The 25,208-nt window shown below is 58.7% G+C and carries 21 protein-coding genes; 18 read left to right on the plus strand and 3 right to left on the minus strand.

The genetic code is table 11. The annotated features are described in order from the left end of the window. Positions 1–205: 205 nt before the first annotated feature. Entirely contained in the window at positions 206–1,144 is a 939-nt protein-coding gene (locus RHSP_RS18065) for a FecR family protein (protein WP_004120389.1), read from the plus strand. Positions 1,145–1,283: 139 nt separating this feature from the next. Here the strand turns inward: RHSP_RS18065 and RHSP_RS18070 are convergent, their stop codons facing one another. Continuing rightward, positions 1,284–3,455 carry a CHASE2 domain-containing protein gene (locus RHSP_RS18070; RefSeq protein WP_276307827.1) on the minus strand — a complete coding sequence of 724 codons (2,172 nt, stop codon included), beginning with the start codon at positions 3,453–3,455 and terminating at the stop codon, positions 1,284–1,286. Positions 3,456–3,641: 186 nt separating this feature from the next. Here RHSP_RS18070 and RHSP_RS34725 point away from each other — a divergent pair, with 186 nt between their 5' ends. Further along, positions 3,642–3,779 (plus strand): arginase family protein, encoded by a 138-nt coding sequence (locus RHSP_RS34725; protein ID WP_420820098.1) that lies wholly within the window; start codon positions 3,642–3,644, stop codon positions 3,777–3,779. Positions 3,780–3,908: 129 nt separating this feature from the next. Here RHSP_RS34725 and RHSP_RS33115 read toward each other — a convergent pair whose 3' ends face one another. Then, on the minus strand, positions 3,909–4,424 hold the full coding sequence (locus RHSP_RS33115) for a beta/alpha barrel domain-containing protein (protein WP_004120394.1): 516 nt from the start codon (positions 4,422–4,424) through the stop codon (positions 3,909–3,911). Positions 4,425–4,836: 412 nt separating this feature from the next. Here RHSP_RS33115 and RHSP_RS34730 point away from each other — a divergent pair, with 412 nt between their 5' ends. From RHSP_RS34730 to RHSP_RS18125, 10 genes are all read left to right on the plus strand, one after another. Next, positions 4,837–5,238 (plus strand): hypothetical protein, encoded by a 402-nt coding sequence (locus RHSP_RS34730; RefSeq protein ID WP_157385370.1) that lies wholly within the window; start codon positions 4,837–4,839, stop codon positions 5,236–5,238. Next, complete coding sequence (locus RHSP_RS18085) at positions 5,235–5,765, plus strand: hypothetical protein (protein ID WP_037152705.1); 531 nt, start codon at positions 5,235–5,237, stop codon at positions 5,763–5,765. Before RHSP_RS34730 ends, RHSP_RS18085 begins: the two co-directional genes overlap by 4 nt. A gap of 2 nt (positions 5,766–5,767) precedes the next feature. Beyond that, complete coding sequence (locus tag RHSP_RS18090; RefSeq protein ID WP_051074100.1) at positions 5,768–9,877, plus strand: YadA-like family protein; 4,110 nt, start codon at positions 5,768–5,770, stop codon at positions 9,875–9,877. Positions 9,878–9,886: 9 nt separating this feature from the next. Next, positions 9,887–10,516, plus strand: coding sequence for an invasion associated locus B family protein (locus tag RHSP_RS18095; protein WP_004120403.1), 630 nt, complete (start codon positions 9,887–9,889; stop codon positions 10,514–10,516). 65 nt (positions 10,517–10,581) lie between these two features. Then, complete coding sequence (locus tag RHSP_RS18100; protein WP_004120407.1) at positions 10,582–11,310, plus strand: hypothetical protein; 729 nt, start codon at positions 10,582–10,584, stop codon at positions 11,308–11,310. A gap of 1,261 nt (positions 11,311–12,571) precedes the next feature. After that, positions 12,572–13,519, plus strand: coding sequence for a hypothetical protein (locus RHSP_RS18105; RefSeq protein WP_004120409.1), 948 nt, complete (start codon positions 12,572–12,574; stop codon positions 13,517–13,519). 285 nt (positions 13,520–13,804) lie between these two features. After that, the gene (locus tag RHSP_RS18110) at positions 13,805–14,746 is read left to right on the plus strand and encodes a helix-turn-helix domain-containing protein (RefSeq protein ID WP_004120411.1); all 942 of its coding nucleotides are present in this window, start codon (positions 13,805–13,807) and stop codon (positions 14,744–14,746) included. 148 nt (positions 14,747–14,894) lie between these two features. After that, positions 14,895–15,908 carry a helix-turn-helix domain-containing protein gene (locus RHSP_RS18115; RefSeq protein ID WP_004120413.1) on the plus strand — a complete coding sequence of 338 codons (1,014 nt, stop codon included), beginning with the start codon at positions 14,895–14,897 and terminating at the stop codon, positions 15,906–15,908. 374 nt (positions 15,909–16,282) lie between these two features. Further along, the gene (locus RHSP_RS33120) at positions 16,283–17,782 is read left to right on the plus strand and encodes an EAL domain-containing protein (RefSeq protein WP_157385371.1); all 1,500 of its coding nucleotides are present in this window, start codon (positions 16,283–16,285) and stop codon (positions 17,780–17,782) included. Positions 17,783–17,983: 201 nt separating this feature from the next. Further along, positions 17,984–18,454, plus strand: a complete 471-nt coding sequence (locus RHSP_RS18125) for a MucR family transcriptional regulator (RefSeq protein WP_081615329.1) — start codon at positions 17,984–17,986, stop codon at positions 18,452–18,454. 296 nt (positions 18,455–18,750) lie between these two features. On the opposite strand, the gene RHSP_RS33125 is transcribed toward RHSP_RS18125, so the two are convergent. Next, positions 18,751–19,485, minus strand: coding sequence for a helix-turn-helix transcriptional regulator (locus RHSP_RS33125; RefSeq protein WP_004120417.1), 735 nt, complete (start codon positions 19,483–19,485; stop codon positions 18,751–18,753). Between the two features lie 1,041 nt (positions 19,486–20,526). On the opposite strand from RHSP_RS33125, the gene RHSP_RS18135 reads away from it, so the two are divergent. From RHSP_RS18135 to RHSP_RS18160, 6 genes are all read left to right on the plus strand, one after another. After that, positions 20,527–20,943: a helix-turn-helix domain-containing protein gene (locus RHSP_RS18135; RefSeq protein ID WP_157385372.1), complete on the plus strand. Its 417-nt coding sequence runs from the start codon at positions 20,527–20,529 to the stop codon at positions 20,941–20,943. 522 nt (positions 20,944–21,465) lie between these two features. Then, a complete protein-coding gene (locus RHSP_RS18140; protein WP_004120420.1) occupies positions 21,466–22,230 on the plus strand; it encodes an amino acid ABC transporter ATP-binding protein in 765 nt (254 codons plus the stop codon). Continuing rightward, positions 22,227–22,871, plus strand: a complete 645-nt coding sequence (locus RHSP_RS18145) for an amino acid ABC transporter permease (protein WP_004120422.1) — start codon at positions 22,227–22,229, stop codon at positions 22,869–22,871. Before RHSP_RS18140 ends, RHSP_RS18145 begins: the two co-directional genes overlap by 4 nt. Further along, the gene (locus RHSP_RS18150) at positions 22,871–23,533 is read left to right on the plus strand and encodes an amino acid ABC transporter permease (RefSeq protein ID WP_004120424.1); all 663 of its coding nucleotides are present in this window, start codon (positions 22,871–22,873) and stop codon (positions 23,531–23,533) included. The genes RHSP_RS18145 and RHSP_RS18150 overlap by 1 nt, the downstream gene beginning before the upstream one ends. A 24-nt stretch (positions 23,534–23,557) precedes the next feature. Further along, the gene (locus tag RHSP_RS18155) at positions 23,558–24,397 is read left to right on the plus strand and encodes a substrate-binding periplasmic protein (RefSeq protein WP_004120426.1); all 840 of its coding nucleotides are present in this window, start codon (positions 23,558–23,560) and stop codon (positions 24,395–24,397) included. Positions 24,398–24,461: 64 nt separating this feature from the next. Continuing rightward, positions 24,462–25,196, plus strand: coding sequence for an aspartate/glutamate racemase family protein (locus tag RHSP_RS18160; RefSeq protein ID WP_004120427.1), 735 nt, complete (start codon positions 24,462–24,464; stop codon positions 25,194–25,196). Positions 25,197–25,208: the final 12 nt, after the last annotated feature.

Raw genomic sequence — 25,208 nt, forward strand, 5'->3', positions numbered from 1 at the left:
ATCCAGCGATGGAATGCCGCAGAAAAGGCGGGCTTCGCAGGCAAAGGCGCTCGCCGCTCAAGGCTTCGTAACGCCGGATAGAATACACCAGATTATTCACAAACATAAGCTTATGCTAACTCAACCTTGCCGTTTATACTCAGAATGGATGATGGGACATTCGAGTGTGTCCTATGGTAAAACCTAGATAATCTTGGAGGGTGGGATGTTGTATGTACGTCACGCCGCGACCGTTGCGCTGAGCGTGGTGATGCTCGCGCCATTGCCTTTGAAAGCTGCCGAGACCGTCGGCCAGGCGGTGCTCATTAAGACCGAAGTCAGGGGCGCTGGCGGTCCGCTGGCGGTTGATGATCCCGTCCACCGTGACGAGCAAATCCGGACCTCCCTTTCAGGCCTTGGACAGTTCACATTTCGAGACGGCACGAAATTGGCTGTCGGAGCCGGGTCGTCCGTTACCATCGACAAATTCGTCTTCGATGACTCGGGCTCGGTCAAAAAGCTCACCATAAATGCGGCGAAGGGCACCTTTCGCTGGATGAGCGGAAATTCGGACCATTCGGCCTATCAAATCGTGACGCCGGCCGGAACGATCGGTGTGCGCGGAACCGCGTTCGATTTTTATGTCGGCGCCAACGGCGTGACGGCGGTCGTTTTGTTGAATGGCGCCGCTCAATTTTGCGGTGCCGGCGGCTGCAGGCAATTGAAGGAACAATGCGACTGCGTGGTGGCCAAACGCAACGGCGAGATAAGTGATCCGCGCCGTGTCAATCGCGATACTCTCAAGAAGCTCGGCAACCAGCGAGCTCTACCGTTTCTGTCCGGGGATCAGCAACTCTCTGGACGAATGGGCTTTGTCGGCGGTGGGTGCGGTCTGTCGACGGCGTCGAAAGAGCCGCCAAACGGGATATCTCCGCGCAGCGCTCCGGCAAACAATCCTGCTCCGGCACAGCCCAATACGCCGAGCGTACAAAGTACGCCGGAAACGCCACACACCCAGGCAGCGACACCCAGCACACCCGCCACTCCCAGCACGCCGAAGGACCATGATCATCATCATCATGACAGAGGCGATCATGACGACGAAGACGACCAAGGTCACGACCGCGACAATGGCGATCGGGACGGCGAGCATCAACATCGTTAGCACGAGGGGAGTTGTGGGCGGCAGCTGCAAAATCAGCAAGAGTACTTCCGCTTTTCTCCGATTTGCGAAAGCGCTCCATTTTCTTGTTTCATTCCGCATTCCGGACGGAAAACCCCTGCACACTTTTCCTGGAAATGCGTCAGATGTCGGCCGCTTGGTCTCCAGGCTCGTCGACGAAATGTCCGGCTCTGCGCGAAATCTGGCTGTAAAACCCCTGCAATAGTCCTGTCGTCGCAACCTGAGCCTTAAGTCTCGTGGCGCCGATAAGTTTGCGGCTGCTCGTCGACCGTGTTCGCAGCGCAGCGACAAGCTGCCGGTGCATGGCCTGAAGTTCGACAAAGTCGGCAGATTTTGCAAGATGCCTGTCGCCAACCACGGCGAAGAGCTTGGTTCGCATACTCTTACCCTTCAGCGTCAGCGCCCCCGCCTCGAGCAGAGCGCAATCGGGCAGCAAGCCTGCTGTCGGTCCAGATACCAGAATGTCGAAATTGATGTCCTTGCAGGCGGATTCGATGCGCGCGGCAATGTTCACGGCATCGCCGACGGCGGTGTAATTGAATCGTGTCTCGGCACCCATATTGCCGACGCATGCAAGCCCCGTATGGATGCCTATCCCTATTGCGACCCGCCGCTCGTCTCCGAAACCGAATGCATCGCTCTTGTTGAGAAGGGCGAGCGTTTCCCGCATGCCCAGGGCTGCGTGCACGGCCTTGCCGGCATGGTCGGAGACATCGACGGGAGCGTTCCAGAAGGCCATGATCGAGTCGCCGATGAACTTGTCGAGAGTGCCGTCGTTGGCGATGACATGGTGGCTCAGCGCATCGAGCAGCGTGTTGAGAAACGCGACGACGGCGCTCGGCGTCATCTGCTCGCTGATCTGGGTGAAGTTTCGCACGTCGACGAACATGACGGTCAGCTCGCGCTCATCTCCTCCAAGGCGCAGCGCGTCGCGCGTATGCTCGATACGGTGCAGCAGCGATGGCGAGAGATAGTGGCCGAAGGCTCGCCGCACGTCGCGCCGTTCCCGATCGGTCACGAGAAAGCGGAAGGCCGTCGCAGCGAAATGCGTGATCGATCCGGAGACGATCGGTGCCAGCGGGTCGAAGAGAAGCCCCCCGTAAAGAAAGGCGATCCAAGAGGCCACAAGGGCAAAAAAGGTAATCAGGAGGCCGCACGCAAGGGCGACAGCCGGATTGACGAAGGTGGTGACGATCACCAGAAGGCTGCCCAGCACGGCGATGGACAGGATTTCCAGCCCGTCCGCCCAATCCGGTCGGGAAAGGAAACGGCCCGAAAGGATCTGCTCGACGATCTGCGCATGAATGGAGACACCCGGCACGTTTTCGCCAAGGGCCGTCGTGCGGACATCCTGAAGGCCGGAGGCAGAGGTTCCGATGAAAACGATACTGCCGCCGATAGCGGCTCCGACATCGGCGGAAGCGCCTGCGGCTGCGAGAACCCTGCCTGCCGAAATATACCGTTCTTTGGTGTCGGGGCTGACATAGAGCCAGAGCTCTCCTGATGCCGTGACCGGCACCACGAAATTCCCGATCTTGACCCTGGTCAGCGTATTCGGTGCATCTGGTGCTGCGTCCAGCACGTAGGTCGAGGCCCCTTGAGCGACGCGCAGTGCTTCAAGCGCTAGACCGGGGTAAAGCTGCTTGCCGCTACTGAGAAAAAGCGGAACCGCGCGCACCACCGCCGATGACGTCCCCGGATTGAGGCTGATATGACCGAGCCCTGCGGCATTGGCCTCCAATTGCGGCTGCAGCGGCGTCGCGGCCTTGATCGCAGGCGGCGCACCGAAGGGACTTTCGCCTGTATAGGCAAAGCCTGCCTTGACCGGCGGCAGATAGTCCCCCTCGTTGGAGAGGCCGAAGCCTAGCACCACCGGCTTGCCCGAGAGCGATTGCGAAAAAATCTGATCATTATCCGGCAGCTTGCCCACCAGCGAGGGATCGATGCCGGTGACGTCGCGAACGACATTGCGAGGCGACAGGCGGTCAGGCTCGGCGAAGAGGACATCGAAAGCGATAGCGGCCGCGCCCATATCGGAAAGCCTGTCCACGAGGGTGGCAATCCGGTTTCTCGGCCAGGGCCATTGACCGAACTCGCGTAGCGACGCTTCGTCGATGTCGATGACCCGGACAGGCTGGTTCTCGAAGGTCCTGGGCTCCAGGCGCTGATACTGGTCGAATGTCAAATCGCGGGCGAGCCTTAGCAACTGAGGATCGCTTGCCCGCAGGATCGCAAGCGCCGTGACGATGGCCAAGCCGATAACGACGCCAATTTGCTGCGCACGCGTCACCATTTCGGTGTCTGTCCCTCTGCCCCGCATCCCTCGGCAATAAGTAGAAATTCGGAGAAATACAAAAGTCTATCTGTCGGTCGGTGCGACAGGGAAGAATATGCTGCCTTGTTCTCAAGGGTGATGCAACGATCAAAGTATCGAAGAGATACGGAATAGAATTATCGCGCAGCCGTATTCGGGCGAATCCTGCGTGGATTGAAAGAGCTGAATATTTTCGGAGGCGACGTTGTCGAACGTGGCCCCCAATACGATACAACGGCAAATACAGCGCATATTGCGGCCCGAATGGTGTTAGCCGTCTTATGCTTGATGGTGAGCGTCTGAACGATAGCGGTATGGCGGGTAAATCGTAAGGCATCGGAGGCGACGGCTCTCGCAGCCGTCTTCATCTCATGCCGGATGCCCTCTACCAGCCATCCCTTGCCCTCCGGCGAATTATCGCGGGTAGGGATCTTACGCGACGAGCCTGCTGCCGAGCATCCGAGCAAACGCTCTTGCTCTCTCCTCGGTCTCGCCTGCTGCAAATAGGGCCGCACCTACGACCGCGACATCAACCTCCAGTTTCGCAAGGCGCTTGAAGTGGTCTGGTATGATCTTTCCGTCGACGATGGTGTAAAGGCCTTTCGGGCGCTGAGAGAGGCGCTTAAAGGCATGTTGGTCGAATGCTCCACCGCCGGCCGGGGCCGTTAGAAAGAGGCAGCCGTCAACGTGCTCCAGGAGGGGATCGAGCGCTGCGACGGGTGTCGTGTGGCGAAGCGCCGCGTGTACTTTCGTTCCGTTGCTCCGGGCAATCTTTGCGATCTCAGCGAAGTCCACTTCCGATTCCACATGAACAGCAATGGACCTCACGCCCATTTCTGCAAAACGGGCTGCGGGAACCTCTGGCCGCGAGACCATCAGATGCACGTCGAGCGGTACCGTCGCGAATGGGCCGGCCCGCTTTCGAGAACTGTATTTGAGACGGAACATCCGCTCGCAATGTCGCCGGCGCCGAAGTCTGTGCTGGCCAGGCCGACACCAACAATCCGTGCATACGCCGGCAAAGTTACTTGTCTCCGAAAGTCGAAGCAGGGTGACTTTGAGACCAAAGTCAGAGGTGACCGCACGCTAACCCTTTGTGGTGAAGTCATAGACGGTTGCTTCGTTCGACTGCCTACATGGAGACGGAAAGTGAGCGATTTATGTACGAGTTTGATAGTGGCGATCCGATTCTGAAATACTGTCTGACGAGCTCGCGATACTTTGCCAGCGAAGTTTGTCGGAAGTCTATGACATCAGCCGTAATCGGTTCGAAGCTGCACGTTGTCGCGATTAGTGCCGTTTCAGTAGACGTGGGTGAGCCTTCAAGGCATGGCGCAGTGGAAAGTAAGGTTATTCATGCATGCGAGCAGGAAGTGATTTGACTCGGAACTTAGCTGCAAATTTTCGTACAATTGCCGAGTCCGGTCAGGTCGCTTGTGATGCTTGTTTCGCTCACACGATCGCCGTTGAGGGCGTCGAGACGATTGAATGGTCCGGGGCCGGCGTCCGATGCGGTCTTGGCCGGATGTTTGAAGGACCGGCGCACTGTCGCTGGATCTTGTCGAGTGCCGAAATCGTGCAGCGCCCTGCTGCCCCGATGATGGCCAAAAGTCTGGTCGTGCGGCAACCGCTGACCTCGCCGATGCTGAATGGTGTTGCGATCGGCCGTTCGCCGGTGATCGACAAAAACCATCCTCTTTCACGTCTCGGCGATCAGGCCAGAGCCTCGGCGGCACACACCAGGGTCGGAGATCAACCTTGAGTCAGCACCTTGGCTTCGATCCTGTCGCAGTACAATTATCCCCAGACATCCGCGAGCGCCTCGAGAGCAAGGCCAATTCCGTCGGTCGGGCGATGCGTCAGCGCTTCGCCGCGCAATGGGTCGAGGCGGAAGTCGATCTTCTCTTCCTCCATTATCTCTACGGCGTTGTCATGGCCGCGCTGCCGGATGCCGGCGCGCAGCAGGTGCTCCATATGCTTTGCCATCTCGCTGCACCGACGGTCTCTGCCGACGCGCTGGAGCGAGCGCTGCACTCCGTGCCGGAAACGGCGAATCTGCCTTTCGTCCGTGCGCTGGAAGCCGCCGAGAATATTGGCCGGCGCGATGCCGAGAGCCTTCGGGCGGACGAATTCGGCAGGCGCGCGCAATTTTTCGAACCCAGCGACGACAATCGGGCGCCGAATGAAGCCCAACTGCTGACGCCGAAATCCGGGGGCGGACCTAGGGGCGAAGAGCCCGCCTCCGGTCGAAACGACGAACAAGCTGAAACGCAAATTTTCGGAACGTGAGAATGTACAAGAATCAACTTGGAAATGTGGTCGGCATCCATGGTGCCGTTGGCAAGAATACACGCCGCCGGATCGTTGCGATCCTGCGCATGGCGCACCGCGTGCTGGGCTTCAAGCGCAGGAGGCTCGGCTTCGGGCCACTGGGTTGCGGCGGAACCGCGCGAATGGCTGGCGTATCGGTTGGAGCTGCCGCCGCGTTGACGTTGTTCGGTGTTGGAGTGGAGCCGGCATTCGCGCAGTCGGCGCCATCGATCATTACGACCACGAACGGCGTAGCCGTTCAGACTGGCATGTCGAACAGCTACAATTCTGTAGCAACAGTGTTTGTCACAGCAAATACAAATAGCGATCAAGGATCTTCAGAAGGTGTTTTGCTCAGTGGATATGGAATGGGTACTAGTCAGCGCAATTACTTTTACGGGTATACGGACTCTGCGACCGCTTTAACGAATATCATTATTGGTGACTCGACGAGCGCGTCTGGTAACAACAACAAGTTGACTGTTTATGGCGGACAAGTCGCGATTGGCAACGCTGCGAGCGCTGCGAGCGCTTATGCCTTCGCGATCGGCAATTCTGCCACTGCCAACGGTACCCATACGCTGGCTGTCGGGGATAGTGCCAAAGCGCTCGCGACCAATGCGACGGCACTTGGCTTCGGCAGCAACGCCACGGCGGCCGACAGCATCGCCCTCGGCGGCCAGTCCACGGCGGGGGGTACGGACGCCATCGCGATCGGTCGCAGCGCCACCGCCTATGGCACCGGCTCCATCGTGATCGGCCGCGGCGCAAGCGCACCCGGCGCAACTCCGGATACCAACGCCATCGCCATCGGCGTGAACGCGGTCGGCTATGGCTATAGTGTAGCGCTGGGTGATGGAGCCTCGGCGGACCAGAACACGTACCTGAAGCAAAACGGTGGTGTCGCCATCGGCCCTTCGGCCTCTACCAGCGACGGTACCACGCGTGCCATCGCCTTGGGCTCAGGTGCCGCAGTAAATCCCGCTTCGGGCGTGATCGATGCAGCCACGGCACTTGGCGCGGACGCGAGAGCCAGCAACAACGGCGCAGTCGCGATCGGCAAGACATCGACGGCGTCGGGCGCCGACTCGATCGCCCAAGGCACCAATGCCACGGCGGGGAATACGAACGCCATCGCCATCGGTGCGAGCGCCGCGGCGGGGAATACGAACACCATCGCCATCGGCGGCCAGTCCAGTGTGGCGGCAGCCGCCACATCCGGTATCGCCGTTGGCGCGCGGGCATCGGCTGCGTCCTCGAACTCCACGGTGCTCGGAACAGGTGCTGTCGTCGACGGAAATTCGGCCAACTCTTCCGTACTAGGGCAGAGTTCTGGTGTAACTTATGCGCAGAATGCGCTGGCGCTCGGGAGTGGCGCGAAGGTCAATGGTGCATCAGGCAGCGTGTCTGATCGCTCCATGGCAATCGGGAACGGCGCAACGGTGTCGGCCGGCGCGACCGATGCGATCGCGCAGGGCAGCGGCGCCAGCGCACAGACGTCGCAGTCGGTCGCGATCGGCAAGACTGCCACCGCAAAGGGCGGCAAGACCGTGTCGATCGGGTCGGGCAATACGGCCAATGGAGATGGCGCGGTCGCGATCGGCGATCCGAACATCGCGACCGGCACCGGCGCCGTCGCCATGGGTGCCAACAATACGGCCAGCGGCCAGGGTGCGGTCGCGCTTGGCAATTCCAGCACGGCGATCAATCAGGGGTCTGTCGCGATCGGCAACATTTCGAAGGCCGAAGATGCCGGTGCTATCGCCTTGGGCGACAGCGCCGACGCCAGGAACGTGCAGGCTGTGGCGCTCGGTTCAGGCGCTATTGCCAATAACCAGGGCGATGTGGCTCTCGGTGCTAATTCGACGACGGCCGTAGCGAATTCCGTCAGCGGCGTCACCATCAATGGCATTACCTACACCTTTAAAGGCACCACTCCGGGCAGCGTCGTCAGCGTCGGTTCCTCGGGCAACGAGCGCCAGATCACCAATGTCGCCGCGGGGCAGCTCAGTGCGAATTCGACTGATGCGATCAATGGCTCGCAGCTCTTCGCCACCAATCAAGCCGTTACGACGGTCAATGACCATGTGAACCGGCTTGGGAATACGACAGCGTCCGCGCTCGGCGGCAACGCCGTCTACAACACTACGACCGGCCAGCTGACGATGAGCAATGTCGGCGGCACCGGCCAGAACACCGTCGACGCCGCGATCACGGCGGTGAACACGACCGCCAACAAGGGCTGGAGCCTGCGGGCGAACGGCGACGCGGCGACGCAGGTCAAGCCGGGCGACACGGTGCAGCTCCTTGATGGCCAGAACATCAAGGTCACGCGCAGCGGCACGGACGTCACCATCGCCACCGCCAATGACCTGGTTGCCACCAGCGTGACGACGGGCGATGCCAAGCTCGATACGAACGGCCTGACCATCACCGGCGGCCCGAGCGTGACGAAGAGCGGCATCGATGCGGCAAACACCAAGGTGACGAATGTCGCAGCCGGCACAATCGCTGCGACCTCGACCGATGCCGTGAACGGCGGCCAGCTCTACGCCGTAAGTCAAAATGTCAATTCGCTGCAGAACGACGCGCTGCTCTGGAATTCGTCGCTCGGTGCCTATGACGCCAGCCACGGCACCAATTCGCCGCAGAAGATCGCCAACGTTGCCGCTGGTATCGCTGCGAACGATGCGGTCAACAAGGGCCAGCTCGACGCGGTGTCGACCACCGTTGCCAACCTAGGTGATCGAGCCGTCACCTACGACGGCAATCCGGGCGATCCGAAGGACAAGATCACGCTTGCCGGACCGAACGGCACGACGATCACCAATCTGGCGAAGGGCGGCGTGAGCGCCACTTCCACCGACGCGATCAACGGTTCCCAGCTCTACGGATCGTCGAAGAGCGTTGCAGCCGCGCTCGGCGGCGGCTCGACCGTCAATTCTGACGGCACGGTCTCCGCGCCGACCTATGTGATCGGCGGGAACAATTACAGCAATGTCGGCGATGCCTTCGGGGCAGTCGACAGCAACCTGACCACGCTGAATACCCAGTTCACCAACATCAACAATGGCGGCGGTATCAAATATTTCCACGCCAATTCGTTGCTGGCCGACAGCCAGGCGAAGGGCACGGACAGCGTGGCGGTAGGACCGGCGGCGGTTGCTTCCGGGGCCGGCAGCATCGCCACCGGCAGCAACGCGCACGCCAAGGCCGATACGGCGGTGGCGCTGGGCGCGAACGCGTCCGCCAACAATGCAGGCGATGTCGCGCTCGGATCCGGGTCCGTCACGCAGGCGGCCGTCCAGACCTCGACGATGGAGGTCAACGGCAAGACGTATAAGGTTGCGGGTACCGCGACAGCGACAGTCTCGGTCGGCGACACGGGCAAGGAGCGGACCATCACCAACGTCGCGGCCGGCCGTGTTAACGCCGCCTCCACCGACGCGGTGAACGGTTCGCAACTCTACGCCACCAATCAGGAGGTCGCGAGCCTCGGCTCGCAGGTCAATACGATCGACGCCACGGCGAAGAACTCGGTTCAGTACGACACCGACAGTGATGGTAAACGGACGAACTCCGTCACTTTTCAGGGGGGAGATCCGAAGGCTCCGGTCCTGCTTTCCAATGTGGCCTCCGGCACGAACGACACTGATGCCGTCAATGTGAAACAATTGAAGAGCAGTGCATCCACGACTTTGGCCTCGGCAAACAACTACACCGACAACCGCACCGCCTACGCGATCACGACGGCAAACAGCTACACCGATACGAGGTCGGCTCAGACGCTTTCGGCGGCCAACGCCTACACCGATGAAAAGTTCGGTATGCTGTCCGGTTCGATCGGAGAGGTCCGCAGGGAAGCCCGGCAAGCGGCGGCGATCGGCTTGGCCGCCGCTTCGCTGCGATACGACGAGCGTCCCGGCAAGCTTTCGGCCGCCATCGGCGGAGGCGTCTGGCGAGGCGAAGGTGCGGCCGCCTTTGGTCTCGGCTACACCAACGAGGACCAGACGATGCGCGCCAATGTCTCGGCGACCGCCTCTGGCGGTCAGTGGGGCGTCGGCGCTGGTCTGAGCTTTACGCTCAACTAGGGGTAAATCATGTTCGCGAAGGCCGGAACCCGCATCCCCACTATAGTGCCGCTCCTGGTCCTTGCGGGCCTGAGCGGTGGTTCCGCCATGGGCGCCGATCAGAAGAGAGGGACGCCGCCGGCAATGACCTCGCCGGCTTCGTCCTCACCGACGCCTGGACATACCGTAAAGCCATCGGATGTGGCACTTCCCGTCGACGTCCCGCCCGGCCAGTATCGCAGGATCACGCAGCCGTTCCAGAACTGGACTCTGATCTGCGACGAGAATCTGGTGAAGAAGCAAAAGGTCTGCAACATCACGCAGACCGTCGTAAACGCCGCTGGCACAACCGTCTTCAGTTGGTCGCTCGCCGCCAGCCAGGATGGCCAGCCTTTCTTCATCCTGCGCACGCCCCCGACGGTCGGCCAAGGGCGGACAATCCAGCTCGACCTGCGCGATGGCGGTTCCGTCGTCGCCGTGCCGGTCAAGGGCTGCGATGCCACTGTCTGCATTGCCTACCAGCTGGTCGGGCCCCGCCTTCGCGCCGCCGTCGAGAAGGGGCTTGCCGTGCAGGTCTCCTACGCCGCCGGCTCTCCGCCCGACACCGTTTCCTTCCGCGCCCCCTTCCAGGGACTTGCCAATGCGCTTGCGGCCATCTGAGCCGCAAGGACCGATTTTTCCGGTGTGCACCGCCGTGATTGCCGCCGATACCGAAAGGACCAGCCGTGAACGAAAATGAAGTGAAGAGCATCCACCAGCGGATCATGGACGCGCGCCGCGACACAGGAGGCGACCGTGATCTGTCGGCAAATCACGAAGAGCCGACAAAGAAAGGCTGGCGGCGCCCACTGATCTACGCCATCGCCGCCGTCGTCGTGATCGCAGCGGGCGGAATCGGATTCTACAAGTTCCCCGTCCTCGGGGAATCGATTGCGCAGGCCATGGACAAACAGAAGGCTGCCGCCGATCCGGCGCCGACCCCGCAACAACGTATCTCTGCTGAGGCTGCTCCGGCCACAACGGATCTGTTCCTGACCCACGCCAAGCAGGCGGGTGCCAATAGCTGCGCCGCAACCTATGCAGGTCTCGGAAATTCGTTGACGAACGGAACCCAGTTTATGGTGCAGACGCAGACCGCGAAGGCGGAGCCTGATCGCCATTCGCTCCAAGGCATTGTCGGCATGATGTTCAAATCCGACAAGGGTTATTCCGGCCCCGCTGCTGGGCTCGTATTCGCCGCGCCCACCGGGGAGGGCTGCGAGGGCAACATGGTGCGCGTGGTTCCCTTCCAGCAGAACTGTCAGGCCGCCGCCTCTTTCCTGCCACAAGGTAGTCAGGCAATACAACCGCTTTCGGGTGTTCCGGTCTATGCGCTTGGCACCGGTGGTCAGGCCATGCTCATGTCCGCCGGAAGTGGCTGTGTCGCCATCTCGATCATACGCTCGGGAGCCTAATCCGATCTCCCTAGTTCACTTTCCTATGTTCATTTGCAAATCAACCGTACATGGCCACTCCTTTCCGTCTGGCGGCGAAAGGCAAATACCTGGAGCTGCCGAACAAGGCAGGAGGCGGGGCGCTTCGACGAAGGCCGGCATCCTTTCATTCGCTGTCCGGCTGCCGCATTTCCGTAGGTCCATCTGGGACTGCAGCCGTCGAGTGTCAGGCTTCGATGTATTTGCCGCATGGCGGTATCGAGGGTTCTCCACCAGGCCCCTGCCTGCAACTTTGTTCAATGAGCAGATGAACTCGGAGCGCCGATTTTGGGCTGACTACCGATCTAGAGCGTCTTGAGTTGTGCAAGCTGCATAGGCACTTTGGTCGGGTTGGCAGCGAAGATCTTTTGGGCTGGCGTGCGCTAGCTTGCGACTGTTGCGCCAATCGCTCCTCCTTGGTGCGACATAGAGACGTACTCTGCGCCGTGAATATTGGATTGTCACCGCAGCCTAAAAATAGGGGTGTAAAAACCCTAAAATTCGGATAACGATAAGTTGAAGCATATGGACGGATTCGCTTCGAGGGTACGAGTGCAGCAACCTTATCGGGTAAAAAGTTTCGATTTGGAGACGCGTCTCTGGCCCCAATGCTCTATTGATGGACGGCGAAAAGCAGCTGCGCACGAACAAATCTCATCGCTGCTTCGCCTTGGGGATAACGCGATGAGGAACGGCGCATTATCTGCAGTTCGCTCTTCCTCGGTATTTCTCGATGCCTACTTTTCCGAGGCGTGTTGGAACACCGATCCCGCTATGACGACGATGCCGTCGGCAAGACGATGGGCCGGCATGATGGAGCCTTGCGCTAGGTACTCGGACGCAAATTCGCTTCGGCAGTTCTTAGCGGAGGCCCCTGATAGTTTTTTGGCGGGACCGTTGGCCGCGGACATCAATGCGCGACCACCTCTGACAAGAGGTGGTTGCGTTGTCTTGCTTTTCGCGTGTCGCACGGCCGCACAAGCGGAGAAATTGCCGCTTGAAGTCCCTGCGCCGTCGCAGCCTTCAGCGGTAATCTGAAATTCGCTGTCCGGGAGTTGGGTGCGTCGAACGGAACCTTCGGGGCCACGCAAGCATTGTGGCGGCAGGTTGTCTCGTATCGACTGAGAATATGAGGAAACAAAGGAGGTGCGAAAGAGAAGGTCGGACGGCCGAACGCCACCGGGACAGTAGGGTGGGAGATCGAATGCAAATAGCAAGAATTCTGTCGCGTAGAGAGCACTGAATGGTTCGTATTCAAGAGGAATTTGCGGCCCAACCATTGGGTCGGAGTGTCGGCGATCTCGATCTGCCGAGTTGGTTGGTCGACGATGCAAAGGCACTGCAGGAGCATCCATCATTTCATGCGGCACTTCGCCTCTATGCTGAGCTGGTGACCGAGAACTTCGAGAAGACATACGCGCTGACGAGGATCATCAGCGAGGAGGCCCGCTATATGATCAGCGTCGCATGGCTTGCGATGCATCATTCGAGAGATCCGCACGATCCAAGTTCAGGTGCGACCACGACGCGGCTGCAGGCATTTGCTGCACGATTTGGTTTGGCGGGTCCCAATCGTGTTGCTGCGCTTGTCGCTATTATGAGGCATGCGGGCTGGCTCCAGCAGAGGCATGTAGCAAGTGATCGGCGTATAAAGCTCATAGAGCCAACGGCACGAGGGCTTGCCGTTGCCGAGGCAATGACGGTCGCAACGCTGAGACCTATGCAGTTGCTCTCAAACGAGCACGACTATCTTCAAATCATGCGCGCCGATCCGGAATTTGTTGGTCGGTATTATGCAGAATCTATGCGCCTTTACGAGAGTGGTTGCAGGATCGCCCTTGCTCTCCCCGAATTCGATCTTTTCGGCAAGCAGAACGCGGGCCGGGAAGTGATGTTCAAGCTGTGGATTGCCATGACGAACAAAGGTCCGGTGGAGCCGACAGTTGTTTCGTGCGCTTACAATCAGCTGGCAAAAAGCTTCGGGGTGTCGCGAGGGCATATTCGGCGCATGATCGAGAAAGGACAAGGGCAAGGGCTCTTTGTCGTGCGCGCGCCCGGCGGGCAGGCGATCGAGATTCTGCCGCGCTTTATTCATCTGCATCTCACTCTGACCTCGCTCGAGTTCGCGCTGATGATTCGTGCGGCCAATGCCGCCGCGGCAACATCAGGGCGCGCCGAGCGGGTGTTCTGATGGCTCAGCCAAAGCATGATGCGGGTGGTCAAACCCAAGATCCCCACCAAAATGACCAGATACCAATCGAAATGACCGTTTGAGAACAAAGCAAGGAATCTTAAGAAGAAACAGGCGGTTGGAAAGCTCTTAAAAGTGCGAAATTCGCCAGCAGAATAATAAATTGCGCGAAGTCGGCGGTCTTTCATGACGAAGTCTCGATAAGACCAGGAAAATTTAAACAATACACCCAGTGTCGGCTCGATCTCAGCTGCCGCTATTGATAAAGTTGCGGGCAGAGCGGATATGAATACTGTTGTCCCACAGAACCGTGTTTTCAATTCGTTGCCGAACTCCCTTGCAGCTGGGACGTTGCCCGACGGTATCGGTCGGAGCTTTTTTGATGGCAACGAGGCTGTTACGTTCTTGAGGGATAGTACACAACTCGGTTGGCATGGCACTTATGCCGCGGTAACGCACGAGCGACCGCACGAGACCGAGCGACGGCCGATACCGGCGGTATGGATTGCTACCGGACTCACCAGGACCAGCCTGCGGCGCATCATACGAGGCCGTGAGGACTACGATCCCTCAATTCCAAGCAATGTGGTGACAATCACCCCTCCCGGGGAGAACGTCCGCGACGTCATCGGTCTGGCAGCCAACGCGCTTCACGTTTTTCTGTCAAATTCCATAATTGGCGAAGTGGCGGCGGAAATGTTTCCAGGTCGCGGCGAAGAGGTGTCGATTGCACCAGCTTTCTGCGTCGGCGATCCGGTGATGGCGCCTCTGCTGCAAATCGTTCAGCAGGCACTTCGAGATCCTGCAAGCGAAGCGCAATTGAAGGTTGATCACCTCACGCGTGCGCTTGCGGCGCATATCCTCTCCATGGGGTACAGGTCGGAATTCGTCCGGCCGGCTAACGACCTCGCCGCGCGACAGATGCGGGTCCTTCGGGAGTACATCGAGGGCAATCTCGCGAGCGAGATTTCGATTGCCGATCTTGCAAATCTGCTTGGTCTCAGCCGGACGCAGTTTCTGCGGCGCTTTAAGGCTTCAACCGGAACCTCGCCCTATCAGCGGGTGATGGAGATTCGGATCGAGAAAGCAAAGGAACTGCTTGTGCCCGCGCGGATGAGCTTGAGCGAGATCGCCGCCGCGTGCGGTTTTGCGAACCAGGCACACCTCACTGCGGTGTTCAAGCGCTTTGTCAAGCTGTCTCCGGGCGCTTTTCGTCGCCGGTTCTGAGTGCATGAGGATTGGGAAAGTTCATGACACTGATATTGGTTGTAACGAAATACCATTACGCAGTAAATTCAGGGCCAGATCCACATAAACGGCGCTGCGCAATGAAACGATTTTCGACGCGCTACGTTCGTGAAACAGGGCACCGTGAATGATGGCCCGCCAAACTGTTCAATCGAGCCAGGGCGAAGCGCCATGTGGAACTGGCAGCAAAACGTCCGGTTGGGACGATCATGTCGCCCCGAGCTTCTCAACATCCGGTCGTTCGGCGCAGCTTGGCGAATTTACATTGGAGCAGACGTCTCTTCGCATAGACGCCAACGTTGGTTTGGTGAAATCGAGCCAAGGACTTGGCTGGACAAATATTTATGTGGCGCTGACAACCGAACAACCCCATGAGGCACTGCACAGGGCGATCCCGGCTGCCTGGTTCGCGACAACCTTTACCGGTATCGACATGCGCCGATCCAGCATCGAAGGGGAACAGCATCAACGTTTTCCGAAAAACCTCGTCACGATTACGGCACCGGGTGAAGCTGTTCACGATGAGATCGGAAATCCGCTCGAGGCGATGCACACCTACCTCAGACAGGATATTCTCGACGAGGTCGCTGGCGAACTATTCTCCGATCGCGAGGCTAAGCGAACTATAGTCTCGGAGCTTTCCACGGACGATCCGGTTCTCAGATGGTTCTTGGCATCGATTAAGGCGTCCCTTGGCGATCCTCCCCTCAGCAATTCGCTTAAGATGGACTATCTTTCGCGTGCGCTTGCCTCACATCTCCTTCATAAGCACTCGACGGCAAACCCTGGGCGTATCAAGCCAGCACAGGCGGAAGCGCTGAGCGCGAGACAAGTTGGCTCTGTTGCCGACTACATTGAGGCCAATCTGGCGTCAAACCTGACGCTCAATGAACTTGCTGCGATTGTGGGCGTTGGACGCGCTCAGTTTCTCCGCAGGTTCAAGGCCGCCACGCGGATGACACCTCATCAATATGTTCTCATGAGACGCATCCAAAGGGGTAAGCGATATCTCGCCGATCTGCGGCTGGATCATTCATCGATCGCGTTCATGTGCGGATTTGTGAACCAAGCGCATTTCGCGTCAACCTTCAAACGCTTCGTCAATATGACTCCCCGCGAATTTCGCCGGACGGCGACGTAACTACCACCATCGGAAGTGAAAATTTCGGTCCTAATTTAACAACGTGCACCCAAATCGAAAATACGTCGGACGCCTAAGTGCGTATTATCGGCGACGTCCCACGATGCAGGTTTGCGTGAAATCCGAATGATTCTTCGATCGAAGATGTGTGAGAGGATCAGGTTACTAGAGCGTTTCTGCTTTTCTCTGAATCGCGGAAGCGCTCTATCTTCTTTTTTTTTGCGCATTCCGGACGGAAAACGGCTGCGCACTTTTCCCGGAAAAGCTCTAGGTGGAAAAATCTTGGTGATCGTCGTAGAGAAACGCCAACTTTTAGAGACAGATACCGTGGATTGCTTTCGATGGGCAATGGGAACGCCGGCGATGGGGCGCCTATGACGGGACTGCCCTCAACTGCACTCAAAAATGCTTTGGCAGGAACCTCGCGCGGGACTTTTTTGCCGTCTGAAACCCCTGCGATCAGTGGGGGCCAAGGGGCGTTGCGACTTGATATTCGCGTTCTCAACCGAATGCACATCGTTGCGGCCTTTGGAGCCGATGCCGCTGAAGCGGCCCAGCGCGCCATGGCTGACGCAGCGTCGCGTTATCTCCTCAGCGACGCAGCCATTCGGGCGATGCTTGGTGTTCAGCTCGCTGGGCCAGGGCTCACTCCCGTGCGTCAAATCGATGAAGACCTCATTGGCGTTGATCTGAAGGCTTACCCGCCGCTGGTCGATATTTCTTTGCTGATCGAAGGCCTCTCTCTCGCCCTCGCCCTCGAACCGGTGAGTTGGGAGGGGGAGCGGATCCATGTGGCGCCTCTGGTGCAGGTGTCAGGGGTTGCGACTGAGAACGTTTCGAACGACGGCGATGACCTCCTCCTGAAATCGGCTGTGTCCGACCCGCCTTTCGGCGGAGATCCGGTTCTCAATGGCGACGATTGGTCGGATCGCTACCGCCGTGACATGACCGCCGCGGCGCGGCTGCTCAATGATCTTGCCGCCGACGAGTTGAAGTTCGCCTACCAACCGGTCCGAATGGCGGGCCGGTCGAAGAGCCTACTCTACAGCGAGTGCCTGCTGCGCGTTCCGCAGTTCGGCGAGGTTGTACGCCAAACCGGGGCTGAGATCATCGCAATGGAACGGCTGGGGCTGGTCCGGGCACTCGATAACCACATGGTCTGGCGTGCTATCGATCGCCTGCAGGCAGATCCAGAGCTGCGGCTCGGCATCAACATCTCCGCGCAGAGCGCCCGTATTGACGGCTGGTGGGCCGGCCTTGAATACAGGCTCAAAGCAGAGCCTCAGCTGGCGCAGCGCTTGACCATTGAAATTACCGAGACCTCTTCCATCCCCTCCATCCCCACAGCAACCGCGTTTACTGATCGGATGAGGGCGCTCGGATGCAAGATTGCGCTGGATGATTTTGGCGCTGGACGTGATGCGATCCGAGATCTCTATGCACTACGGCCTGATATCGTGAAGATCGACGCCTTCTTTCTGCGCCAGGCAAGGCATTCAGAAAAAGGGCAGGCGGCGCTCAAATCTCTCGTTGGATTGGCGCGCGCGTTTGGCGGGGCAGTGGTTGCAGAGGGCGTGGAGACGCAGGTTGACAGCAACGCTGCCCTCGAGGCGGGAGCGGCTTGGCAGCAGGGTTACTTCATCGATCTGCCGAGACTGGAAACTCCTGGAGCAGGATGTGAGGTCCTGACTGAGAGGCCCCCTATCTTCGGACGACGGCTGACCCCGCCGCCCCATGTTGAAAGCAGCATTCCTGTAGCGTTCTCCAGCACTGCCGGTGCATTGCCGATGCAATCCTACTTCGAAGCCCGCTGGCTTCGTTGGGCAATTGTGGCAGCGGCCGCCACCTGGGCTTTGCTGTCGATCGGCGTGTAGCGTGCCGAACGGTCCGGCGTATTGCGTCATTGGTGTCGCAACGATCTTCAGCGGCGGTTCCATCGAGAGTTTCTTACAGGCAGCCAGGCGGGCTAGATCACCGCTATCGGCATCGACGGGGCGGGCGGCGCCTCCGATGGGGCGCCTCATCGCTCCCCTTGGGGGCGAGAGGGTTAGACAAGAGAAAGGTGAAAGCAGCTAATGCAAGTACACGAACAGAGACATGACGGTACGCGGGACACCTTGGGGCCTGCGGAAACCTTCAGCGGCGACGAACTTTTCGTCCGTACGACTGCGCGAATAGTGGGAGCGTATGTTTCCTTCAATCATGTTCCGGCGACCGAGCTTCCTGCGACGATCTCGGCCGTCAAAGGCATGGTCAGGAGATTGGCTGGCGGTGCGCTGCCCAGCGAGGCAATCATCATGCCTGCGGTCACGGTCAGAGATTCCGTCACCGGCGACTTCATCATATGCCTTGAGGACGGGAAGAAATTCAGATCGCTGAAGAGACATCTTGTCAAGCTCGGCTTTACGCCGGAAGAGTATCGAGCCAAATGGAAGTTGCCTGCAGACTATCCAATGGTGGCGCCCAATTACTCCACGATGAGGTCGCGGATCGCAAGGGAATTCCGCTTAGGTAGACGGAGAGAAAAACGATCCCCCGTGGCTTGAGCTACGGGCGCCTCGATCCTGAAAGCCCAGGAGTTGATTCAGCTCGCGATAACGCGCCGCATATCCAGCCGCTAAGAGGATCGCCGATAAACACCGGCGCATCCAAGGCCAATTTCTGGTCCGATCGCGGCTGGCGCGATGCAGGTTTTAAGCGGCATTTATGTACATTGTTAACGGTCAGGCGGCACCCGGACGGTGGGTAGGCGCGATCGAATCTGACGGCGGAGTAACGTGATCGCGATGCCTGGTTTGTCTCAGTGTGCGACGTCGCACTTCGGTCCCGCTACGGGGTTCCCCTAACCGATCAATCCGCGCCTGATTGCCTCGGCAACCGCCTCGGTTCTGTTGGCGCACGAAAGTTTCTTCGTCACTGCTTTGAGATAGCTGTTCACCGTCAAAACTGAATAGGCGGTTTCCTCGGCAATCTCCTCACTGGTCAGGCCGCGCGACGCGAGTTCCACGCACTGCAGCTCGCCCTTGGTCAGGCCGAGACGCTTTGTGATTTCCGGGATGAATCGTTTCGAGAGCGCCGAGTGAAGCGGCTCGGCGATGAAGCTGAGATATTCCTCTTGTCCCACTGTTAGTCGATGCTCGCTGGTGACTACCAACGAGCCGTAGATGCGGTCTGCTCGTGTGAGCGGGACCGCTATGCGGTTTCGGATGGCGTACCGATCGTGGAGTTGGCGGAGCCGACCGTCGGCATCATCGGATTGTTCAGTTGCCCAGGCCTCTTCGTCCGTCACTCTGCGGCGCTGCGTTATACACATCCGTGCCATGGGGTCGTGCGTGAAAAGATCCTCGGCGAAATAGCTGGCTAGGTATGCTGCCGGAAAATCTGTCGCGAGGATGGTCCCAGTGCCCGTCCTGTAGCCCTCGAAATCGAGGCCCGTGACGAGGATGTGCTCGAACGGAACCACTTTTCGTGATGCTTCGATGAGGCGCTTTGCATCATCCGGGACGAGAAGCTGCGCAATACTGATGTCTCGGATGATATCCGTGGAAACTTCTCGCCCGTGCAACTGTATCAGCATTGTTTCCTTAGCTTCTTCGCAACTGCAATGTTTTCGGTTTTCCGGATCGCCGGGCAAGAAAGCCCCATTTTTAGGTTTTCCGGAACCCTTTAAATCCGACAGTCCGCCTTTTCCACACGCCCCACGCTCAAAAGATCGTGTGTCGATCGCTGTCGGTCACGAGAGAGGCGCCGACAGGTTGGAAACCAGAGGTCATTCAATAGGACATGATAGCTCTTCGATATGGGACACGTTGGGTGGTTTCCCTCACTTTGGTGCGGTCAAGTGACAGTGTCAAAGAACGAAACCCAACCAAGCAATCGCGCTCCATTTGTCCACCTGAAGGAGGGATGCCGTCAAGGAATAAACAACTTGCTATGAGGCTAAGGGATTGGCGACCAACACAATTGTGGCGTCATGACCTACATGGGGTAGCGCTGGCTTCTTCAAGCTACGGATCGTATCCATTCCGCTGCAGGAAGAACCGAATGCTTTGGGCCGGTATTTGTCGGTGAGGAGCTCCTTGCCCCGGCACCGTCAGCCTTGGTCTCTGAGAAACTTGGGGGCTATGGCAGAATCCCGATCGCGTCGCGGCGGCCGGTGTCTCCTTGTCAGGAGGTGCGATCGGCCGGCACCGTCAAAGTCCAGTTCCGGCCGCTTGAACGCCATAGCCGATGAGGCGGGTGTTCTTTTCATTGGTGGTCGTGGCGCGAAGGTCGCCGCGGCGCGATCTGCATTCGCTCGGAAACTCCACACCACACGGCGCTGGGGAAAGTTTGATTCTCTCATGATGATGATCACGTCACGAACTGAAAATCAGCGGCGAGTTCACATCCAAAACGCCTGCGCAGGATTGGCGGGAGCAATATTCGTCCGAATCCGAAACCCATGACTCCAATCTGAAAGACGCCAGGCAGAGACATGAATAATGTTTCCGTAGCGAAAAGCTGTGCTGTCGCACCCTCTTTGGATATAGCGACCTGATTTCTGCGCGACTATGTCCGGGCGGACAGCAAGGCGACATCAGAATTGGCATGCAACTCGAACATTGTACGAGCGCGGATGCGAAATGCGCCCTGGATGGGCTTTGGTTTATATTTATCTCGGAAGTTTGTTATCGGGCAATCCAGTGATACACGAGCGCGCACCGCTGCATACAAGGTTTCCAAGTCGTTCCATCACGGTGGAACCATGACCCGGCCGGTAAGCGATCTGACGCGCAACCTGTCGGCAAATCTCTGCGCGCTTTTCTCGACCGGCCGCCTTACTCGAGACGCTCTTGCCGTCATGACGGGTTTGAAGCTCTCGCAGATCGGCGAAATAGTGGAATTGAGTGCGGACCCGACGCTGGAGGTTGTCGAGTTGATCGCTCTGGTTCTTGACTGCGACGCTGGCATTTTGCTGGATAGCGACCCGGGGCGCGTTTGCGCAATCTTCCTCGAGGGGCTTCCTCCCCAAGGTCCACACCTGTTGCATTAGCCTCCGAGCGAGTTTGAACAGGCCAAGACATGGGCAGCCGTAGCGCGTTGCGTCGATTCCCTTCACATCGGGATTTTTGTCAATGAGCGCAAGGCGCTCTGGATCGCTGACTGTGCATTGATTGCGCAAGATGGCGAATTGTTGGGCGAGGCGGTTATCCAGCCGTCTCCTCTTTCACCTGCGGCCCCTTTGAGGAAAACGCCCCGCCGCCGCCGAGCTGGATTACTCTTTGCCCTTCTATTGCCAATGATGCGGTATAACCTCAAGTTATTGGATGTCACATTTTTTTTGGACTCCCATCCCTCTTCGCCACTGTTAAAGTTTGGCCAACAAAGAGCGGGAACACGGCGCTTCCAAAGTGAAGCGACCGACAAAGCAAACAATACGACGCTATGAGCCAGGGCGTTCGCGCCGCCGGCTAAGCGTGCGCGTCATCGGGAGGCCAATGGCATTGGCGACAGCAATAGCTGCAACTGGCTTTCGAAATCTCTGCCCTGCAGAAACCCTAGGGCTGGGCCAGAAATGAAAGCTCAATACGGCAAAATACAAATCGGCCTGCATTCTCTTAGCAAACACTACGGAATCCACACCGTTCTGGACAGGATCGATCTCGAAGTCAGCTCCGGCGAGGTTCTCGCGATCATCGGTCCCAGCGGTTCGGGAAAGAGCACGCTACTTCGTTGCATCAACTACCTCGAACAGCCTTCGGGTGGTACGATCACTGTAGGCTCAACGACGATCAACGCAGCTCAATTGGTGTCTCGTGCCGAGCTTTCGAGCCTGCGCCGGCGTGTCGGCATGGTCTTTCAATCGTTCAACCTCTTTCCGCACATGTCTGTGCTGCGCAATGTCAGCCTCGCGCAAGAGCGCGTGCTTGGCCGCAGCAGAGCGGAGGCAGACGAGCGCTCGATGCAGCTGCTCAGTCGCGTCGGGCTTGCCGAAAAGGCAGGGCAGTTTCCGGGCCGTTGTTCGGGCGGGCAACAGCAGCGGATCGCGATCGCTCGGGCTTTGGCGCTCGATCCGGAGGTCATGCTGTTCGATGAGCCGACTTCGGCGCTCGATCCGGAACTCGGGCTCGAAGTGCTGGCTGTCATGCGCGAACTGGCCACGAGCGGGATGACGATGGTCGTTGTGACCCACGAAATGGGTTTTGCCGAAAACGTCTCCGACACCGTGATGATTATGGCAGACGGCCAAATCGTCGAAAAAGGTCCGTCGACCGAGGTCATGCGCAATCCACAGCACGAGCGGACCCGCCGTTTCCTTCGCGCGGTGCATGATCGATGAACGCCGCCGACCTCCTTGTGTTCATTCGAGGCCTCGCTTGGACCACGGCCTTGACGGCCGGTTCCTTTGCGATCGGTGCAATCCTTGCCGTACCTCTTCTCGCGGCTCGTCGAAGCCGTCTCCTTCCAGTGCGTCTCGCCGCCGGTGTCCTCATCCAGATCGTCCGCGCAATCCCGCCGATCCTATGGCTGTTCATCATCTTCTTCGGTCTGGGGATGAGCTATTTCCCGATCAATCCGTTTGTGGCGGCACTTGCCGGTCTGGGACTCATTGCGGCTGCAAACATGGCGGAAATCTACCGAGGTGCCCTAAGCTCGATTCATCACGGACAGTGGGAGGCCTGCGCGGCTCTCGACCTCGGCCGGTGGGATACGATGAGGGATGTGGTGGCGCCGCAGGCTTTCAGAGTGGCTTTACCGTCGGCGGCAAGCTATCTCATCGGCCTCATGAAAGAGACAGCCGTCGCCTCGACAATCGGTGTGACGGAGCTTGCCTACCAAGGCAACCAGCTTTCGCAGCTGACATTCCGCGGTCTTGAGGTCTTCGCGATCGTCGGGCTGTTTTACATTTTCCTCAGCTTGCCGGTCGCGTGGCTATCGCGGCTGGCTGACGCCCATCTCAGATCCAAGGTGGCGCGCTGATGTTTCCAAGCTATGAGGAAATTATCACCTGGATGCCGGATCTCCTCGGCGGTCTGTCCGTTAGCGTCCAGGTCACCGCGCTCAGCCTGCTCTTTGGTATCCCTTTTGGACTTTTGCTTGCCCTGGGTGTGCTGACGCGCAACAAAGCCTTGCGGTACGTTTCGCTCTTTCTTGTCGAAGTCGGGCGTGGTGCGCCGGCACTCGTGCTTCTGCAATTCATATATTTCGGATTGCCGAGTGTCGGGTTGACGGTCGAGTCCTTTGTCGCGGCGGTAATAGCACTCGCTTGGAACACCGGTGCCTATACCAGCGAGATTATCCGGGCGAGCCTCCAGTCGATTGCGCATGGCCAGCGCGAAGCCGCCGAGGCGCTCGGCCTCAGCCGAACCGACGAGCTGCGTTACGTCTTGCTTCCGCAGGGCCTGCGTGTGGCGCTGCCGGCGCTCCTCGGTTTCTCGATCCTCATTTTTCAGGGCACCTCGCTGTGCTTCATGATCACCCTGCCGGAACTCGTGAGCCGCGCTTACGAAATCGGCTCCAACACCTTCCGTTATTTTCCGGCCCTGCTTTGCGCGGGTGCTCTCTATGCCTGCATTTCGATACCTGCTGCCCTCCTCGTCAATCACGTCGAGAAACGCGCAAGCTTCTACACTCAACGCTAACCTTCCACAGAAAGGAATTCCGGCATGCCCGCATTCAAGTCCAAGACTTATCTCCTTTTGCCCGGTATTGTCGGTATGCTCCTGTCGGCGCAGATCGTGCACGCTGCCGATTGTACGCCTAAGCACAAGTTCTCGACGATCGAGCCAGGTACTTTGACCGTTGCTGTCACGACCTACGCGCCGCATTCCTATCTCGACGACACCGGTAATATGAAGGGGATCGACGGCGATATCGCCGCCGAATTCGCCAAGCGTGAATGCCTGAACGTCAAAGCAGTTGCAGTCGACCCTGCCGCAGCGATCCAGTATGTGCTTTCCGGCCAGGCTGATATCACCACCGGCGACTGGTATCGTACCGCGGAGCGTGCCAAGGCGATGAACCTGTCGGCACCGCTCTACACGGACCAGATGGCGATCTACTCGAAGCAGGACTTCAAGAAGGTATCCGATCTTGAAGGGAAAAAGGTCGGCACCGTTCAAGGTTATCTCTGGGTTGCCGACCTCAAGACGTTGCTCGGCGCGTCTCTGAAGCTCTACCCGAATTCCGTCAACATGCAGCAGGATCTGTTTGCCGGCCGCATCGAGGTGGCCGTCGACGGTTACTCCACGGGCGTCGTGGCCGCGCAGAAGGGTGTGCTCAAGGAAGTCAAGGTAGCGGTCGCGGCGGCCGATCCGCGCGTGAAGGCCACCAAGGAGGCAGCGCAAGCCGCTTTTCCCTTCTCGCTGAAGGCAAAGGACTTCGGTGAAGCCCTCGATAGCAACATCGAGGCGATGCACAAGGACGGGACGATCGTCAAGATTCTGAAATCCTATGGCCTTGACGGTACGGCGGCCGAAACCGGTGCGCCACGCCTGGTGCAATAAGTCTTGCTGAGCGGGGGAGGCAATCTCCCTTGCTCTTTTCCAACAGATATTGGGAGATTTGGCGATGACGGTCTATACGGTCACACGCAAGACGCAGTCTTGGTATGGAGAGCAGATCGGTATCCTCATTCTCGATGCTGCCTATCCTTGCGTTCCCGGCAATGTCGGGAATGCCACCACCTACACTTATCCTGTCCGGTTTCAGGAGGTTCGCGGAGCGTCGATCGACAGGCTCTTGAACCAGCGCGATCCCGCCTTGAAGGATGCTTTTGTGGAAGCGGCGCTGGAATTGCAGAGCCGCGGCGTCAAGGCGATTACCGGCGCTTGCGGCTTCATGGCCTATTTTCAGGAAGAAGTGGCAGCGGCGCTGGACATTCCGGTCTTTCTTTCGAGCCTGATGCAAATTCCCTTCATGCATGCGCTTTGCGGTGGCAGCGTCGGCTTGATTACCGCGAACGCCTCGCGCCTCGCGCCGAGACATTTCAGGGCCTGCAACGTGCCGGACGGCATTTCGCTGGCGATCGCAGGCATGGAAGATCAGACGGAGTTTCGCGAGGCGATCCTTGAGGAAAAGGGAACGCTTGATTCAACGGAAATCGAACGCGAAGTCACACAGGTTGCTCGCCGTCTCGTGAAAGAGCATCCCGATGTACGTTCCATCCTCCTGGAGTGCAGCGATCTTCCTCCCTATGCCCATGCCGTGCAAGCCGCCACTGGGCGCCCCGTTTTCGATTTCATCACGATGATCAACTATGTCCAGCAAAGCATTGCCCGCCGGCCTTACGAAGGCAGCATGTGAGGCATCGCAGTT

The sequence above is a fragment of the Rhizobium freirei PRF 81 genome (assembly GCF_000359745.1).
Classification (GTDB): Bacteria; Pseudomonadota; Alphaproteobacteria; order Rhizobiales; family Rhizobiaceae; genus Rhizobium; species Rhizobium freirei.

Bases quoted from the DNA above. Each gene is read 5' to 3' on its own strand.
- RHSP_RS18135 (WP_157385372.1), top strand. From the start codon at position 20,527: ATGCGAAATGCGCCCTGGATGGGCTTTGGTTTATATTTATCTCGGAAG.
- RHSP_RS18155 (WP_004120426.1), top strand. From the start codon at position 23,558: ATGCCCGCATTCAAGTCCAAGACTTATCTCCTTTTGCCCGGTATTGTC.
- RHSP_RS18115 (WP_004120413.1), top strand. From the start codon at position 14,895: ATGATGGCCCGCCAAACTGTTCAATCGAGCCAGGGCGAAGCGCCATGT.
- RHSP_RS18065 (WP_004120389.1), top strand. From the start codon at position 206: ATGTTGTATGTACGTCACGCCGCGACCGTTGCGCTGAGCGTGGTGATG.
- RHSP_RS33120 (WP_157385371.1), top strand. From the start codon at position 16,283: ATGACGGGACTGCCCTCAACTGCACTCAAAAATGCTTTGGCAGGAACC.
- RHSP_RS18090 (WP_051074100.1), top strand. From the start codon at position 5,768: ATGTACAAGAATCAACTTGGAAATGTGGTCGGCATCCATGGTGCCGTT.
- RHSP_RS18140 (WP_004120420.1), top strand. From the start codon at position 21,466: ATGAAAGCTCAATACGGCAAAATACAAATCGGCCTGCATTCTCTTAGC.
- RHSP_RS33115 (WP_004120394.1), bottom strand. From the start codon at position 4,424: ATGTTCCGTCTCAAATACAGTTCTCGAAAGCGGGCCGGCCCATTCGCG.
- RHSP_RS18150 (WP_004120424.1), top strand. From the start codon at position 22,871: ATGTTTCCAAGCTATGAGGAAATTATCACCTGGATGCCGGATCTCCTC.
- RHSP_RS18110 (WP_004120411.1), top strand. From the start codon at position 13,805: ATGAATACTGTTGTCCCACAGAACCGTGTTTTCAATTCGTTGCCGAAC.
- RHSP_RS18105 (WP_004120409.1), top strand. From the start codon at position 12,572: ATGGTTCGTATTCAAGAGGAATTTGCGGCCCAACCATTGGGTCGGAGT.
- RHSP_RS18145 (WP_004120422.1), top strand. From the start codon at position 22,227: ATGAACGCCGCCGACCTCCTTGTGTTCATTCGAGGCCTCGCTTGGACC.
- RHSP_RS18070 (WP_276307827.1), bottom strand. From the start codon at position 3,455: ATGGTGACGCGTGCGCAGCAAATTGGCGTCGTTATCGGCTTGGCCATC.
- RHSP_RS18095 (WP_004120403.1), top strand. From the start codon at position 9,887: ATGTTCGCGAAGGCCGGAACCCGCATCCCCACTATAGTGCCGCTCCTG.
- RHSP_RS18160 (WP_004120427.1), top strand. From the start codon at position 24,462: ATGACGGTCTATACGGTCACACGCAAGACGCAGTCTTGGTATGGAGAG.
- RHSP_RS18125 (WP_081615329.1), top strand. From the start codon at position 17,984: ATGCAAGTACACGAACAGAGACATGACGGTACGCGGGACACCTTGGGG.
- RHSP_RS34730 (WP_157385370.1), top strand. From the start codon at position 4,837: ATGCGAGCAGGAAGTGATTTGACTCGGAACTTAGCTGCAAATTTTCGT.
- RHSP_RS33125 (WP_004120417.1), bottom strand. From the start codon at position 19,485: ATGCTGATACAGTTGCACGGGCGAGAAGTTTCCACGGATATCATCCGA.